Annotated in this window: 7 protein-coding genes; 5 read left to right on the top strand and 2 right to left on the bottom strand. The window is 64.5% G+C overall.

What is annotated here, in order from left to right:
* Nucleotides 1-4 precede the first annotated feature (4 nt).
* The 4 genes from A8950_RS05890 (at nucleotide 5) to A8950_RS05875 (ending at nucleotide 3,088) form a co-directional block, all read left to right on the top strand.
* Nucleotides 5-958: an FAD:protein FMN transferase gene (locus A8950_RS05890; RefSeq protein WP_166645023.1), complete on the top strand. Its 954-nt coding sequence runs from the start codon at nucleotides 5-7 to the stop codon at nucleotides 956-958.
* Between the two features lie 108 nt (nucleotides 959-1,066).
* Entirely contained in the window at nucleotides 1,067-1,507 is a 441-nt protein-coding gene (locus tag A8950_RS05885; protein ID WP_133612720.1) for a pseudoazurin, read from the top strand.
* Nucleotides 1,508-1,647: 140 nt separating this feature from the next.
* Nucleotides 1,648-2,562, top strand: coding sequence for a ferritin family protein (locus A8950_RS05880; protein ID WP_166645022.1), 915 nt, complete (start codon nucleotides 1,648-1,650; stop codon nucleotides 2,560-2,562).
* Between the two features lie 22 nt (nucleotides 2,563-2,584).
* Nucleotides 2,585-3,088, top strand: a complete 504-nt coding sequence (locus A8950_RS05875) for an RrF2 family transcriptional regulator (RefSeq protein WP_133612718.1) — start codon at nucleotides 2,585-2,587, stop codon at nucleotides 3,086-3,088.
* A 65-nt stretch (nucleotides 3,089-3,153) separates the two neighbouring features.
* Here A8950_RS05875 and A8950_RS05870 read toward each other — a convergent pair whose 3' ends face one another.
* Both A8950_RS05870 and A8950_RS05865 read right to left on the bottom strand, forming a co-directional pair.
* Nucleotides 3,154-4,188, bottom strand: a complete 1,035-nt coding sequence (locus tag A8950_RS05870; RefSeq protein ID WP_166645021.1) for a CsgG/HfaB family protein — start codon at nucleotides 4,186-4,188, stop codon at nucleotides 3,154-3,156.
* 86 nt (nucleotides 4,189-4,274) lie between these two features.
* Nucleotides 4,275-4,607, bottom strand: coding sequence for a hypothetical protein (locus A8950_RS05865; RefSeq protein WP_133612716.1), 333 nt, complete (start codon nucleotides 4,605-4,607; stop codon nucleotides 4,275-4,277).
* A gap of 686 nt (nucleotides 4,608-5,293) precedes the next feature.
* On the opposite strand from A8950_RS05865, the gene A8950_RS05860 reads away from it, so the two are divergent.
* Complete coding sequence (locus A8950_RS05860; RefSeq protein ID WP_133612715.1) at nucleotides 5,294-16,579, top strand: hypothetical protein; 11,286 nt, start codon at nucleotides 5,294-5,296, stop codon at nucleotides 16,577-16,579.
* Nucleotides 16,580-16,625 lie beyond the last annotated feature (46 nt).

Here is a 16,625-nt window from a genome sequence, read left to right as displayed (position 1 = left end):
CGGCATGCTGATCACCGGCGCGGCCGGCGGTCTCGCGCTTGCCGGCCAGTGGCCCCAGGCCGGAATGGCCAAGGCACCGCGCGGCGGTACGGAGTTGCTGCACTGGCGTGGCAGCGCGCTCGGCGCTTCCGCAGAGATGCGACTGCTCCACCCAGAGGGAATGAGGACCGGGCACTTTGTCAAACTGGCGCTGGACGAGATCGAACGGCTGGAGCGCATCTTCAGTCTCTACCGGCCGGATTCGGCGCTGGTCGCCCTCAATCGGGACGGGTTCCTGGCGTCGCCGCCGTTTGATCTCGTTATCCTGCTGAATGAGGCGCAGGGACTGGCCGGGCGCAGCGGCGGCGCCTTCGATCCCACCATTCAACCGCTGTTTGCCCTCTATGCTCGGCATTTTGCAGTATCCAACGCCAATCCGGCTGGCCCATCACCACACGAGATCACGCGATCCCTGGCCCTGGTCGATTACGCTGCTATGGAGATCCTCCCGGAAAGGATCGCCTTCGGCCGCGCCGGCATGGCGGTGACGCTCAACGGCATAGCGCAAGGCTATCTGGCAGATCGGGTGACGGCGCGGCTGGCCGAAGCCGGCATCACCGATGCCATGGTCAATCTTGGGGAGATCACCGCGCTCGGCCGAGCACCCGATGGCACCGCCTGGCGGGCCGGCATCGCCGGCAGCGACCAGGTTCTGGATATGGGCACCCAGCCGGGCGCCTTTGCCGCACTGGCCACCTCGGGCGCTGCGGGCACCCTCTTCGAACCGAGCGGCCGGCACAACCACCTGCTTGATCCACGCACCGGCTGCTCCGTTGTAGCCGGCCGCCTGGTCAGTGTCGCCGCCGCAACCGCGACGCTAGCAGATGGACTTTCCACGGCGCTGGCCATTCTACCGCGTGGTGAGGGAAGGCGATTGCAGATGCAATACCCGGGCATCCGGGTAGTCGAGGGCAGCTGATCCCGGATGGGGATCGGATTGCCGGCCGGCACGATTCGTAGCCGGCATTCAGGTGGGCCCCTGGCAGGGCCTCCATCTAGAAGAAGAAAGAAAGAGGAGTTTGCGATCATGAGTTTGAGATCCGTCCTGATCCTGGCGACGTTTGCCTTGTTGTCGATTGGCACCGCGCAGGCTGCGGAGCATGAAGTCAAGATGCTGAACAAGGGCGAACGCGGCGTTATGGTGTTTGAACCTGCTGTGCTGCAGGTTGCGCCCGGCGATACCGTGCATTTCGTGCCGACTGACAAGAGCCACAACGCCGAATCCATCGAAGGCATGCTGCCGGAGGGTGCGCAGCCCTTTGTTGGCAAGATCAACGAAGCGATAACGATCACGTTCGCGCAGGACGGGGTCTATGGGATCAAGTGCAAGCCGCACTATGCCATGGGAATGGTCGCCCTGGTTGTAGTTGGCGACCCGAAGGTCAATTTCGAGGACGCCAGGGCCGTTCCGCAGAAAGGCAAGGCGAAGAAAGTCTTCGAAGAGTTGTTCGGCGAACTTGCCCATTGAACGACTTGACGACCATTGGCCGGAGGGCAGCGCAACGTGCCGCGACATGCGGTGCAGCACCTGCCGTTCCGGCCTGAAGGAGGCAGCAGGAGATGGTGCGGGATGCACAGGGTGAAAGGTCTGGCAGGCGGCCACCGCGGATGGATTTCGCCGCGCATCCGTCGACGCATGTCCGCAGTCTCGCGGAGTTGCTGTCGATAGCGCTCGCCATCGAGACCGAGGCCGTCAGGCGATACCGGGAACTGGCTGCGGCGATGGCACGCCGGGGCGAAGCCGAGACGTCCGCCGTCTTCGCCGATATGGCGCTCGAGGAAGATGGCCATATCCGCGCTATTCAAAAGCTGGCGGCACAAGTCGGCTGTCCGGCGATCCAACCGGAAACTCATGCCTGGCGGCTGCCGCCGGAATTTGCCGAGTCCTGGGATCGCGTTGCGGGGAGCGCCTTGCTGACGGCCTATCGAGCGCTCGCCATCGCCGTCGACAACGAACAGCGCGCCTTCAGTTTCTACACTTTCATCGCGGCCGAGGCCGAAGATGCAGAAACAATCAGATTCGCCGAGGTATTGGCTCAGGAGGAACTGAACCATGCCGCACTTCTGCGCAAATGGCGCCGAGCCGCCTATCGACGGGGTGAGGTTGATTCCCTGCCCGTCGAGGTGACCTCACCGGGCGTCCTGGACCAGTTGATCGCCGGTTACGAACAGAAAGCCGCCGGCAGCCTCATTCCGATCAGCCACCAGCTGACGGAAATAGGTGCCATAGAGGCAGCGGCGGTACTGCGGGGCCTCATTCGACCAGCCGGTGGCTACGCCGAACCTTCACTACCGGTCAACATCGCACCCCCGGAGAACGTCGCCGGTGATGCCGGGCGCATCGCCCTGCTCAATGCCGCGCAGAAGCCGCTTGAGCAAATGGCCGAGAGGTTGGAGCGGGCAGTTCTGGAATCCGCCAGTGAGGAGGTCAGGATCAAGGCAGCCAATCATCTGGCGGACGTGTTGCAACGGCTGGCCTCGCTGCGCCGGCTGATAGACGACGCGAGCACGCCCGGGACGTGACGGGAATGGGCGGGGGCGCGCCATGAGGATCACGGTATTCTCCGACTACGCCTTGCGGGTGCTGATGTATGCGGCGGCGAACAGTGAGAGGCTGATCACTGTAGGGGAAACAGCGCGCGCCTATAACGTGTCGCGCTCCCACCTGACCAAGGTGGTGACGTTCCTGACTGCCGGAGGCTTCCTTCGCAGTGTACGCGGCCGGGCCGGCGGGTTCACTTTGGCCATGGCACCAAAAGAAATGAGCCTCGGCGCGATTCTGCGCAGGACGGAGGCGAATATCACGCACACATCTGGACGCGGTGCCGGCAAAGGAGGCGCCAGCGCCACTCCGGCCAGCCTGCGGGTTATCCTGGACGAGGCCATGGCCGCCTTTGGCGCGACGCTTGATCGCTACACGCTCGCCGACATTGTCCTGCCGCGTGCCGCATTGCCCCGGCTCATTGGTCAGAATTCGACGGATCGAGTCGATGATCATCCGGCAGAAACCGAGCGGCAAAGCCAGCGACGCTATCCTGGCTCTGGCTAAAAGGGGCGGCAGGTGCAGAGCAAATCCGGCCACGGCATCGACCGGCGAACGGCTGACCATCCGGCCTAGGGCGCAGTGACCAGATCGCCGCGCTGCGGTTTGATGAGATCCGTCGGCGCAAACTTGCCAGAGCTGATCCGCTCCTCGACGCTGGTCAGCGTGACCATGCCGAGAGTCTGCTTCTTGACACTCAGCACCTCGCCCGTGGCGGGATCGGTTAGTGTCTTGGCAATTTGTTCGATCTTCATCCGGTCTCCGACCTTGAGTCCACTGGATTTGCCGGCATTGACGTAGAGTTCGGCACCATCATAGTCGACCACGAGACCGCTCCAGGGCACCTTGCCGACTTCGGTTGCCAGCTGCTGCACCGCACGGGTAATCGCCCGCCGCGTCGCCTCGCCGAGTGGCGTTTTGTAGAACTGGTTGGTACCGATGCTCATTCCCTTGTATCCGGCGGAGAGGTCCCAGGAAGTATTCTCGATCTCCTCGCTGATCGTTACCGTCTGCATGATCTGGCTGGTCGTCGCATTGACATAGCGGACATCGATCGTGACCTTGCCGCTCTGCGATTGCTGCGACAAGCCGCCGACAACCCCACCCAGCAGACCGCCGCTGCCGCCGGCACCCAGGCTGAAGCCGCCGCCGCTCTCATCGACGCCGAAGGATGTCACCGAACCGATGATGAAGGCATGCACGCCAGTGATGTTTCCGACGCCTGGCCCCGTCGTCGGACTGGTGACACCACTCGCCTTCATCTGCTGTTCTGCGAGGATGGGCTGGATCTGCGCCCGCTCGACGACAATGAAGCGCTTCGATTCCAGCAAGGCCGTGATCAGCATGGCTTCCAGCCCGCCGCCGACATCCCAATTGCCATAGACGGCGGTGAAGGAACCGGCCGCGTCGAAGCGGGCAACAGCGACCACGCGCTTTGGTCCGCTGATCTCCGCGACCGAGCCCGTCAAGACGCCGGGCGCCGCCGGCGGCTCGGTGATGAAGCCATCGTCATTCGGCGGCGTCTCGGCGATCTGCGGCGACGCGCTCCAGGTCCCGGAGGCATCCGGTTCAGCGGCCAGCGTGACAGGCGATCCGAACCCGAGCATCAGAACCAGCAATCCCGGAACCACTGGGGAGAACATTTTGTCGATGCCAGACTGATCCATACGTTGCATCCTCAGATATGATGGGCCTAAGGCAGCACAGCCTCCTCGGAGACCGCCTGCGCATAAGCGGCATTCTGGGCCTTGATCAGTGCAGCCAATGCGGCAATCTGCTGATCGATAGTGTCGTAACGCGGCGACACGACGACCGTCACATGGTCATCATCGTTGTCATAGTGATGGGTGACGCGCTGGTAGCCAAGTTGCGACTGCGCCCGCTGCTGCGCCAATGCCCGCTGCAGTGAAGCCTGATTGGTGGCACTCAGCTGCGACGACAGGCAGCCATCGGCCAGAGTAGTGCCGGCGCTTGCCAGAAAGGCAACCGACACAAACAGAATTCCGAAGACCGGTTTCGAATGCATGTCGTCACCCTTTTTTGATGGCGAAGGCCGGCGGTGGAGACGTGCGGGCCTGGATGATCATGCGCTAGCGGCAACGATAGTCCTGACACCAAGGACTGTAAAGCAGTGCGCAGACAGGCATCGGCGGCGACCGGAATTGCTTCCTGCATTTCCAGTCAGTTATCCGGTGCAATGGTTCCAGCCCCAATAGGCTCGCGCCGCAGTCGGCTCGCACCATTGTGTCGATTTGCCTTGAGCAACGGTTCATCACAAGGGGTCAAGGCCCGCTCGGCGCCCGTGTTCGTCGCACTAATTAACGATATCGGGATCATTAACATTCTTTGGCAACTGCCGCCGGATGAATTCTTGCTCCATTTGGCCGTCACAGCTACCGTGAGTTTGCAAGAACCACGATGCGCCATCAGCGTTTGCGCATCGGGCAAGCCAGCGCCGCAGATGCCGCGCCAAAAAGACCGCCACCATTCTAGGGGTAGTTTCGCTGCAGCCATTGCAGCGCGCACAAGACGTCATCGGCCGCAGACGGGATCAAGTGGAGTTCCCAATAATTCAGCCGGACGGTCATAGCACCAATGACCGTCCGGACGATGCAGGGAGTGACTGCGATGGTTCACCGATCCTTCCACCTCGGACCCCCGGCGCCTGATTCGGCGGGCAGCTGCCTAGCTGCCGCCCTGGCATTCTGCATCATGACGTCGGTCGGCAATTCCGCCTGGGCCCAGGAGATCTATGTCGGTGGCGGCACGTCATCACCCGGCATATACACGACGACACCCAACTACGTGTCACCGGGCGGCCTCGCCAGCCAGGCGACGCAGGCCCAGCAGGCAACGCAGGCCCAAGGCTATGTTTCCCCTTACGCACTGGCCACGACGCAATCCTTGCCCGTCTATCAGAACAACCTCACCGGCACCTTTTCCCTGGCGCCGCAAATTGCGACCCCGGCCGAGACCTATTCGCCCACGCCAACGGTATCGACCTATCCCCTGCCGGCGCCGAGCCTGACCACCCTGCCGGCGGGTGTTGTCGGCAGCCAGATTACCCAAGGCGCGCCGCTTGAGACGGCACCCAGCCAACCATCCGCCCCGGCGCTGATTGAATCGCGCTATCCCTTTGTCAGCATTGCGAACAACCCGCCACCGGTCGAGACTCCGGTGGCAACCCTGCCGACACAGGTGCTGACCAGCCCGGGCGGCACAACCCTGCTGGTGCCCATGGGCGGGGAGGTCAGCGTGGTCGAGGACCCGCCGATGGCGCCGCCGGCGAGCGCGCCCACCGCAGCGACCGGTGGTGACAATGAAATAGCCACCACGACCGGAGAAGATTCCGCTGGCGGCGGTGGCAATGCCGCCGCCGCACCAGTCGAAGAGGGTGCGAGCGCACCCGCCGAAGGCGAGGCGGTGGTGGCCGAAGCGCAGGCCACGGAAGGCGGCGAAGTCGCGGCGGCGAAAGGCGCCAATGAGCAGCGTCATGCCGAGCACAAGCCACCGGAGAAATCAAAAGCCCAGATCGAATACGAGGCGACCCTGCGCGCGATTGGCGAGATGGAGGCGGCCAAGCAGCGCGCGCAGAGCAAACTAGGCTATGCCCAGGTCGAGGAGGACATCGCTACCGCAACGCAGAGCAAGCAGATCATGGGGCCGGAGACCCTGGCCTTGATCGGCCAGCTCGGCCAGATGATCCAGGGCGGCAACAGGATCGCCATTGCCAAGCCACCGAAGGAAACCATCGAAATTCCGATCGACCCCAACGCGGTTGATGACGCCATTGCAGAGGAGGAGAAGCGCCGGGCCGCCCGAGAGAAGGCTCTGCGCGAGGAAGCCGAACGCCAGAAGAAGGCGGCAGAAGAGGAGAAGAGAAAAGCAGACGCAGAGGAGGAGCGCCGCAAGCGCGACAAGCGCTATCGCGACCGCGTAGAGCGCGAGGAAAAACACAGGAAGACCGGCAAGGACCTGGCCGACGAGCAGCGCGATCTCAAGAACCGCGGCGACGATCTCAGCCAGCAGGAGAAGGACCTCGATACGGAAGACAAGAATCTGCGCAATATCGAAGACGAGATGAAGAAGGATGACCCGAACTGCCGCAGTTCGAGCTGCCAGAACGTGCGGCGCATGCGAGCAGACCTTCAGAAGGAGCGGACGCAGCTACAAAAGGACCAGACGCAGCTGCAGAAGGACGCGCAGAAGTTCAACAACAAGGTGCGCGATTGGCAGGCGGACGGCCGCGAACTCGAGGACCTCAAGGATCGTGGCTACGGTATGAACGAGGCCGAGCGAAAGGCGCGCGCCGACCAGCAGCGGGTTGATGCCATCAGGGAACAGCGTGCCGAGGTCGAGCGCGCCAAGAACGATCTGCGCCGGCAGGCCAAATGGATGGAGGCGGAGGGCGGAATAGGCGATGCCGATGCCGACCGCCTGCGCTCTGAAATGGAGCGCCTCGACCGACTGGGGGACAAGCTCTCCGACGCCGCCAAGTCGGCGGAAGAGCAGGCGCGTGCCAGCGAGGCGGCGTCACTCGGTATCACGGCAACAGATCCAAACAGCCTCCGGGCTGCTCGGGCGGAGGCCGACTACTGGCGCAACATGAGCGATCAGGATCTTGCCAAGACACGCGAGAACCTTGGCAACGTCATCAACGATCTGGACAAGCTGACCGGAGACATTGGCGGGGCGGTCGTGCCACAGCCAGGCGGCGCTGCCGACAAGGCGCTGGACCTGGCGCGCCAGCTGGAGGAAATCGATGCGAAGCTGAAGGACGTCGCCTACGGGCAGAAGTACATGAGCGATTCGACCTGGCGTGATCTCGCGCAGCAGCAGAACAAGGCCTACGAACAGATCGAGATGCGCGAAAGGAAGCTGCAGGAGCTTGGCGACAGCGATGCCACGATAGACCGCTGGAGCAATCTTGGCAGCGACCCCGAGCTGCCGCGCTCGCAGGCCGAACTCGAGCGCCGCCACAGCTTCTCCTTCACTGGTCCGGCCGCCCTGCGTGATGAGGTCATGAAACAGCGGGCGGCACTCGAGGCGGCGACCGAGGATTTCCTGACCGCCCAGGAAGCCAAGAACAACTATGCCATGAATTCCAGCTCATATCAGGAAGGGCAGCGTTTGAAGGCCGAGGCCGAGAAACTGCGCGGCGAATTGCGCGGGGTGCTGCCGGATGCGCAGCTGGATCTGTTGAAACAGGATGTCGGCATTGCCAACGCTTCCGCCGCCGGAGGGCTGCCCAAGGATGCCGCCGGCAATATCGATCGGCAGGCCGTGGCCAACGGCGTCTCCGGCCTTGCCCAGCAGCAGATGCGCCTGGTCCAGGCCAGCGTCGAACTTGACGCCGCCAAGCAGGCCGGAGCAACCGACCGCGTCGCCCAATTGCGCGGTGAGTTGGCCGACATCCAGGGCGATCTGGAATCCATGGGTGTCGGCGGCGAAATCGTCGAGGATCGCTTCAAGCCGGCGATCCAGCAGGAGGGCGTCGGCATCATGTGGGATGTTGCCAGGGGACAGGTTGGCAAGCAGCTGGAAGAGATCGACCGCAATCGCGCCGCGGCCGGCATGGCGGGGCAGAAACTGCTGCGGCCGGGCGAAGCGGGCCGCACCACCGAGGAACGCAAGATCGACCAGTTGCAGGATAGGGTCGACAGCAACCGGGCCGCAGTCGAGAATGCCGCCTCGCCGCCGCCACCGCCGGTGCCGCAAAGCGCCGAGGCGGCATCGCTTTCCCGCGCCCGGGACGGTCTCGAAGCCCAGATCAATGCCATAGACGACACACTGGCCGAGTACGAGAACACCGAGGTGCCGGAACTGCGCGGGCTGGTCGAGACCAGAAAGGCGCTGGAGTCAGCCTATGTCCAGGTCGACAAGGCCTTGGAGACCCTGGAGGCGAAGGAATTGTCCGAGGCAACGCGCGACAAGCTTGCCGACAAGACCGAGGTTGCACTCGCGAAACAACAGGGCGCCATCGCCCAGGCGGAGAAGAAAACCGATCCCATCAGTGCCGCCGGAAGTGCTGTTGCCGAGGCCGGCGCCGCCATCGGCAAGGCCATCGACATTGTCACAAGCAACGTGGCCGGCGAAGCGGTGGCAACGACGGACGTCACACCTGCGCCAATTTCGATACCCAGTCCTTCAGCCGGCAGCATCGCCGCGGCGGCCCAGACGATCGTTGTTCCCCAGAACCAGGGAGCCGTGGATGCGCTGACGCGCGGCCGCGACATGATCGAGCGGCAAATCGAGCAACTTGACACACAACTGGCCGGCATGCCGGATGGCGCGGCCGAGGCACAACCGCTGGAGCAGGTGCGCGCCGGTCTGGTTGCCCAGTTGCAGGGATTCGAACAGGCTCTCTCGGTCGCTGGACAGATTGCCCCGGACAACGTTGCGGCCGAGGAGACAGCGCCTGCCCTGCCCACGCCGGCCTCCGCCTTGAGGGCACAGACGTCGCATCTCGAATCCGAGATGGCTTCGATCGACGAACAGATCCGCCAGATTGACATCAAGCTCGATAGTGGTGCCGTTACCAGTGCCCAGGAAGCGGCATTGTCCGCACAGCGGCAGCGGCTTGTCGAGACACACGCCGCTTATCGCGCGGAACTGGAGCAGGCGGCCGATCTCGCCGCGAACCCGGCGAGCGGCAACGAAACCCAGCACGATGACATTGGCGCCGAGCTCAACCAAATCGATCAACAACTGATGGCCATCGACCGCGCGCTCGAAGGCGTGGCCGAGGGATCGGAACAGGCGAACGCGCTCGAAGAGCAGCGCCAGGGTCTTGCCGACCAGCATGCCCGGCTGCGTAATCAGCTGGATCAAGCGACGCAGGAGGAGCAGGAGCAGGAGCAGGAACAGCAGCAGGAAGAACCGGAACCGGCGCCGCTGCAGCGCGCGCCTACCAGTGTCGACGATGACATGCGCGTGCTGCGCGATGCCATCCTGAGGATCGACGGCGAACTGGCCGAACTTCCGCCCGGGTCGCCGGAAGCGGCCGGTCTGCAACAGCGCCGCGCGGAGATGGTGCAGGATTTCCTGAAACTGGGCGGGCAGGCGGCGGCCGAGCGGCGGGTCATCGCGGAGAACCAGGTCAATGCGCCGGCGTTGGACCCGCTCAGCCAGTATGTGGCCTGGGTCGATGCCGACGTGCTCTCGCATTTCCCGGAAGCGGGCCTGGCGCAGAGTGCCCTGCCATCCGTGCTGTCGGGCCTCGCCGCCCGATTCGGTCCCGAAACGGCACGGGGAATCGTGGAGGCTTCACTCGGCGACCTCCCAGCGCAGGAACTCGCGGGCAGCGACGTCGCTTTCCTCGACAATCTCCTCGCCCGGACGGCCGGAGCGATTGCCTCGGAGGGCCAGAAGGCGGCGGCACTCGATCTTTCCATCGCCCGGGCGCGCATTCTCTCGGAAGCCCTCACCGATGCCGCCGGCAAGCCGGCGCCGCATGCCGAAAAACTGAAGCAGCGCCTCGACCGGCTCCTCGACGAGACGCGGCAGGCGATCGGCGCCGAGATCGCAGCGCATCCCAACGACCCCGTTGCGAAACTGGATCAATTGGCGCGTCTTACTGCCATCACCGGCCTCGCCGGCGCCGCGGCCGTCGACGCCACACCGCTCCTCAACGAGATTGCCGAAACGCTCCGCAGCCTCGAGCGGATCGAGCAGCCGGCCGATCCGAAGGCCGCCCTTTCGACACTGGACGCGCAGATCAGCACGCTCGAAGCGGCGGCCAGCGCCTGGCCCGGACGCCTGTCACCGCCGCGGGGCGCCCTCCTTGCCGAAAAACTGTCGGCCAATCTGGCGGCAGCCTATGCCTTACAGCGCCGCTGGCTGGAACAGGTGCCGAATGCAGCCGAGGATCCGGGGCGCCCCGCACAGGCCCTCGCGGCGCGCCTCGCCGAAGCAGGACATCGTCTCGCCGCCGGGGAAATCGACCAGGCCCTTGCCCTCCTCGGGGACGACACCGGGCTGTCGCCCGCTTTGGCTGCGCAACGTGATGCCGCCCTGGCGGCAGCGCTCACCCGTATTCGCGACGGCTACGAATTGCTTGAACCCGGCACACGCGAACGGCTCGGCACGATCGAGCAGATTGATAAGCGCATCGACGCCCTGCTTGATGGGATAGCCCGGGGTGCCGATCCCATGCTCGCACGCGCATCCGCACTGGAACTGGCACGGCGCCGCGCGGCCGGCGGTGATCTCAAGGCCGCCGCACGGATACTTGACCGCGCGCTCGCCGACGCCAAGGAAGCGGATCCGGTGCTGCTGGCGGAACGACTCGCGATCCAGTTGATCGACAACCCAGACGAAGCGGCAAAGGCGATAGACGCCCTGCCGGCGGAGGTGCGCCTTGCCACGGCCTTTGTCGCCCTGGACGGCCTCCTCGCCGGCAATCGTCGGGCAGCGGCACAGGCCCTGCTGACTGCCCTGGCCGGGCAGAAGGTGGAAGGCGAAGGGGCGGCTGCCTATTCCGCCCTCATGGCCGTCAGCAACATCCGTCTGGCAACGTTGGGTGAGATCAGCGGGGAGCGCATGGCGTCCCTCCGCGCCGAGATCGCCGCCACCCGCGCCCTGCTCGACGCGGCGGCCGACCTCGACGAGAGCTATCGCCGCAATGCCGCAGCCTTTCTCGACAGCGTCTCCGGCGCACTCGATGCACAGGCCGGGCTGGAAACGCTGCTCTCCGATCCGGGGATGCCCGCGGACGGCTTCGCCAATGCCCTGCGCCAGGCCCTGGCGCTGGGGCGCTTCGATCTTGCGGAACGCGCCATGGCGCGCCAGAGCGACTTCCTGAAATCGGCGGAATCGGGTGATGTGGTGTCGGCCATGCGGCACATGCGCCAGACCGGCGCCCTGCTCGATATGATCCGCCAGCGCGCCATGGACCCCGCGCTGACAGAAGAGCAACGCGCACCGATGCTGGCGGCACTGGGCCGCATGGTCCCGCAGATGATGGATGCCATCACCGAACTGATCGATCAGCGCCGCTGGACCGCCATCGGCACCAGTTCCCTGCCCGAGGACGAAAAGCAGCGAACCGAAATGCTGAAACGCCGCCAGAAGGCGCTCTACGATCTGCGCGCCCTGGCACAACTGCGCGCCCGCACTGAGATGCTGAAATTCGACCCCGCGCAGCGGGCCGGCGAACTGGCAGCGCGCATCCGCAACATGGATGCAGCAATTTTTGCCGAGGAACAGCGCATCCGCCGCGAATTCGCCGATCTCGGCGCCGCGATCAAGGACGACCCGGCGCGCAAGGCGGCGCTGGACAAGGCCCTGGCCGGGCTGGAGGCCCTGCGCACAGAGCGGGACGGCATCGAGGATATCAGCTTCCGCTATGCCGGTGGCGAATCCTTCGACATTCGCGTCGACCGCGTCGGCTTCCTGCCACCGGAGACGGCGCGCGACGTGGCACTGCGCGGCGCACAGCGCGCGTTGGCCGGCACCGCCCCCGGCTGGAGTGCCGCCGAAATAACCGAGCAACGCAAGGACCTCGGCAATTATCGCCACGCCCGGGGCCTGCGCGAGGACTACCTTGCGAAGAACGGCAATGTGCCCAGCAGCCGCGACATGGTCCCCGGATCGCGGGAGATCGATTATTGGCTCGATCTCGCGATCGTCGAGAACAAGCTGCGGTATTATGAGCAGCGTCGCGAACAGCTGGTGTGGGAGGATGAGCGCAGGGACCCCACCGCTGCCGCCGAACGGCTCAACAAGCTGCTGGACCACGAAGCCAAAATTCTGACCGGTCTGGTGGCACCCAGCAACCCGCTCTCGGAAATGCTGCAGCAACTTTCCGGCTTCGGCGACGCCAATCGTGCCACGGCACAGCGGCTGCAGGGCGAATTCCTGGTCAATGAGGAACGCGGTCTGGTTTCGACCTTTGAATCTGCGCGCGCGGCCGGCGAGATACAGAAGGCTTTCTCCGCACTGGTCGAGTTGCGCGATCGTTCGCTTGCCGGTGAGATCGACGCCTATGTCGACTACATGAACGTTGAATGGTATCGCGCCGGCCCGGCCCGCGCTTTCAACCTGCTGGTCGGCGAGGCGGCGACACGGGAAGCGCTGCAGAGCCTGACCGTAGCAGCAGGCCAATTGCACGCCGCCCTAATCCGGGCCGCCAGCAATCCTCCTGAAACCCTGGGCGAGGCGGATCGCAAGATCCTGTCACGGCACGGCTTCCTGGTGGACGGCAAGTATCAGTTGCCCGAACACGTCCAATTGCGGCCGACCAGTGTCGCCAGCGAATTCGCCGAGGTCACGAAGGAAGGCGTTCTGGGTCGCGTCGATCAGGTCCTCAACGCAGCCAAGACTGCCGAACTGGTGGCGACAGTGGTCGTGCCGGGCGGCCTCGCCGCGCGTTTCAGCCGGGCGGTCACCGTGGGCGCGCTGGCGGAGGGATATGGCGTCAGCACCCTTGCCCGCCTCGGTGCCGTCGGCATCCGCCTCGGGGTCGAGGCGGGCGCCTTCACCGTGCTGTCGCGCGCGGCCCAGACCGCCATCAACCCCGAGCAGATGGCCGATCCCGCGCTCTGGTCGCCGAAGAACCTACTCTCCGAATTCCTGAGCAACTATGCCGTCATCGGGGTGCTGAAGCTGAAGGCCTTCGGTCAGTCGAAGGCCTTGCAGGTCCTTGGCAGGCCGGGTACGGGCGGCAAGGCGGCCGAACTGGCACGTTCTCTCATCCGGCAGGGTGACCCGCTGGCTGAAGCCGGCATCCTCACGCTGATGCACAATCCCCTGCTTGCCGGCGGCCGTGCGCGCGAGGACTTCATCGAGAACCTGGCCGTCGTCGGCCTGCTGCGGGCAATGCATGTCGTGCCCGAGGGCACCTCCCGCCTCGCCGGCATTGCGGCCGCGGTGGCCCGCGGCGAATCCATTGCCCGCGATCCGGCCAGGGCGCGGGCAGCCCCCGCCGAGACCGGCCAGATCAGCCGCTCCTGGCAACGCTTCTATGAATGGATGGACAATTACCACCTGCCGGCGCGTCAGTTGATGACCCGCTATCGCGGCTCCTGGGCGGATGCGCGCAAGGACTATCAGGCGGGAAAGCTCAGCGAATCCGACATGCGCAAGCTGGTCGAGCTGCGCAAATGGGTGGTCGACAGCCTGTCCGCGGAGATCGTGGCGGAACTGAAGGGCGAGGTACAGGCCTTCGGCTCGGAAAACCTGACCAGCGATTACGACATCAGCTTCGTCGGGCCCAAGGCCCAGCTGGCCGTGATCCTGTTCAATGCCCGCTTCCTCAACCGCTGGGGTGCCGCGGTGGATATCGGCGGCCGCGAAACGGGCATCATTCTCGATACCAACGCCTACACCGCACCGGAACACAAGAACTATTCCGGCGGCGAGCGCGACATCTGGTTGCAGGACGCCTATGCCCAGCTTTCCGCACGCAAATATCTCAGCGACTCAGCCTGGAAGGAATACCGCCAGCGCCTTGAAAGCAGTGCCGACGGCCCCCGTCTCAAGGAGATGTTCGACTGGGTCGAACAGCAGCACCAGCGTCTGCAGCAGCAGATCCAGACCGAAATCGCCAGGCTGGAGGCCGGTCAGGCCCCTAAGGCCACCAAGGCGGAACTGCAACTGGTCGAGGACCGCGCCAAGGGCGAAAACGACATCGTTGTCCAGAACCGCCTGTATGAGAAGACGCTCCGCGACATCGCCGACCTCATCGACCAATACAAGGCGGCCACCGACCCGGCCGCACGCGCCGAAATTGCCCAGCGCATTCGCAACGCCCAGTCCGAGGCGCTCTACTTTGCCCAGGAAGCCTACCAGACCCAGGCCGCCATCGATCACGTCGTACTCTCGATCCAGGCTGCCAAGCGCAAGATCACGGTCGAATCGCTCCTCGGCGATGGCCTGCCGAAGCTCACTGTGGAATTTACACCGGAAATGGCCCGGCAATCCTTCGTCGAGCAGATTGCCAATATGATGAAGGAACTGAGCCACGGTGGCGACAATGCCAAGCTGGCTGCCAAGGCCGCCAAATATTTCATTCGCGCCCTCGATGCGGCGCGTTTTGCCGGCGTATCGCTGGAGTCCTACCGGGAACTGGTCGAAGCTACGGTCGCCATCGAAGCCAATCGGTCCGACCCGGCGAAACTGAACGAGTCGCTCAGAAAATTCGACACCAAGGAAGGCGGCGCCGATTTTGTTCGCCGCGTGATCGAAGCTTCCGGCACGCTGATGCTCGATCTGCATGGCGGGCGCGGGAACACCAACCTGGCGCGCTATGGCGAGGGGCCGGAAGCGCTGCCCGCGATTGGCACCAGAACAGAGATCCTCGAACCGCTCGAAATGCCCGGTGAGATCGGCACGCGCACCGAAATCCTCGAACCGCTCGAGATGCCTGAAGGCCCGCTGGTCGGCGAGGCTGAAACGGCACGAACCACCGATACCGTCATTCTGGAGCCGTTCGTACCACCATCCGGCGATCCCAGCAAATCCTCGGTGGATTTGTCGAAATCGACGGCCGAGGAGCGCACCAACCGCTTGATGGCAGAGATGCACGAGGCCGAGCAGGCGGCGGCCGAAGCCAGGGGCCGCCGGATCCAGGCTGAAATCGCCAATCGCGGCTTCGAACTGATCGCCAACGATCCCGTCTTTGCGCGCTGGCGCGAGGCGGCGGCGGGCGATCCTGACTTGCGCGCCAAACTGGCCCTCATCGGCAATCTGCGCGACCTGCAAACGCCCGCCGAACGCGCCGAGGCCGATTTCGCGCTGTATGTGGCCGAGCGCCTGATCGCAGGCAACAGCGACCTCGCCGGGCTGGATCTGCTGGCTGTCGCGCGGCATCTCAACCTCAACGCCGGCCGCCAGTTGCTGGAGCAGGGGACCCAGCATCGCGAGATGCTGACCGCCACGGCCCTCGCCATCGAGGGAGTCAGGCTGCAGCGCCCCGAAGCGCGGATCAGCCTGGATTCGGTGATCGGAGCGGCCCGCATTCCAGGCGGCATGGCCGTCGATGCCATGTCGCTCGCCCGAGCGTCGCTCGGTAGCCGGCAGATCGACCTGCCGGAACCGGCGCTTGGTTCCTACCGGCCAAAAGTCCAGGCGGAAAACCTGGCGCAACCGGATCTGGTGCTGGCGCGGCTCGACATGGAACAACTCGCCCTGCTACCACGTGGCAACCAACCAGGTGATGCCGCCTTCTATCTGGAAAATGGCCTCGAACCGCGGCTCACCATCAGGGCCGGCGGCCGCGTCTTCCATCTCTCGCAACCCTTCCTCGAACGCGAGGGAAAGCCGGCCGTCATTGCCTTCCAGGAAACAGAGTTCGGCACCGTCGTCCCGCGGGTCTTCTATCTCAGCAACGAGCATGGAGTCTGGCGCAGCGCCGTCGGAATCGAGAACAACTCCTTGCTGCTCAAGGGGCCGCGCATTTTCCGCAGAGGCAATCAATGGAGTCATTCGCTGAGCGATCTTCCGGTGGGCAGCATGGAAATCGGCTTCGCCAACGAAAGTGCCGTCGACCTTGCCGCCGAACTACAGCCCGTCCTTGGCCGCTGGCTGATGGCAAAAGGGGCACTCGATTTACCGGTGCCGGTCAGGGAGCGCGCCTTCTTCGGCAATGTCGAGAACGTCTCCCTCGCTGCGGAACCGAAGGAATTCTACTCGCTCGTCGGTTTCGAGGATGTCCGCCTGCCCTTTGAGCAACGGGAACGCGGGCTGCATGAAGGCTTGCTGCCGGACATGACACAAGGGCCGATCGAACAATGGCGGTTCCGCCACGATGTCTACGGCGATGTCACCGGGCAGTTGGTGATGACGCGAAACCGACAGGCCGTCCTGGTCGTCCTGCGCACGGCTGACGGCCGGGTCTGGGTCCCAAGTATCCAGGTGGCGAATGCCGCCATGTCGCCCTTCGGCACACGATGGCGATCCTATCTCAGCAACCTGACGACAACGCCGATGGTGCATGGCTTGCGCGGCTACGTCCCAAACCGGCGATACGAGAATCAGCTCAACGCCGCCCTGCGCTGAATTGGCGCACCGGATCTCAGTCCGAACACCGGGACGGTGTGGCGGC

Origin of the sequence: Dongia mobilis (assembly GCF_004363235.1) — a bacterium.
In the GTDB taxonomy this organism is placed as follows: domain Bacteria; phylum Pseudomonadota; class Alphaproteobacteria; order Dongiales; family Dongiaceae; genus Dongia; species Dongia mobilis.
Note: the sequence above shows the minus strand (reverse complement) of the source record. Positions and strands in the feature narration are given on the sequence as shown.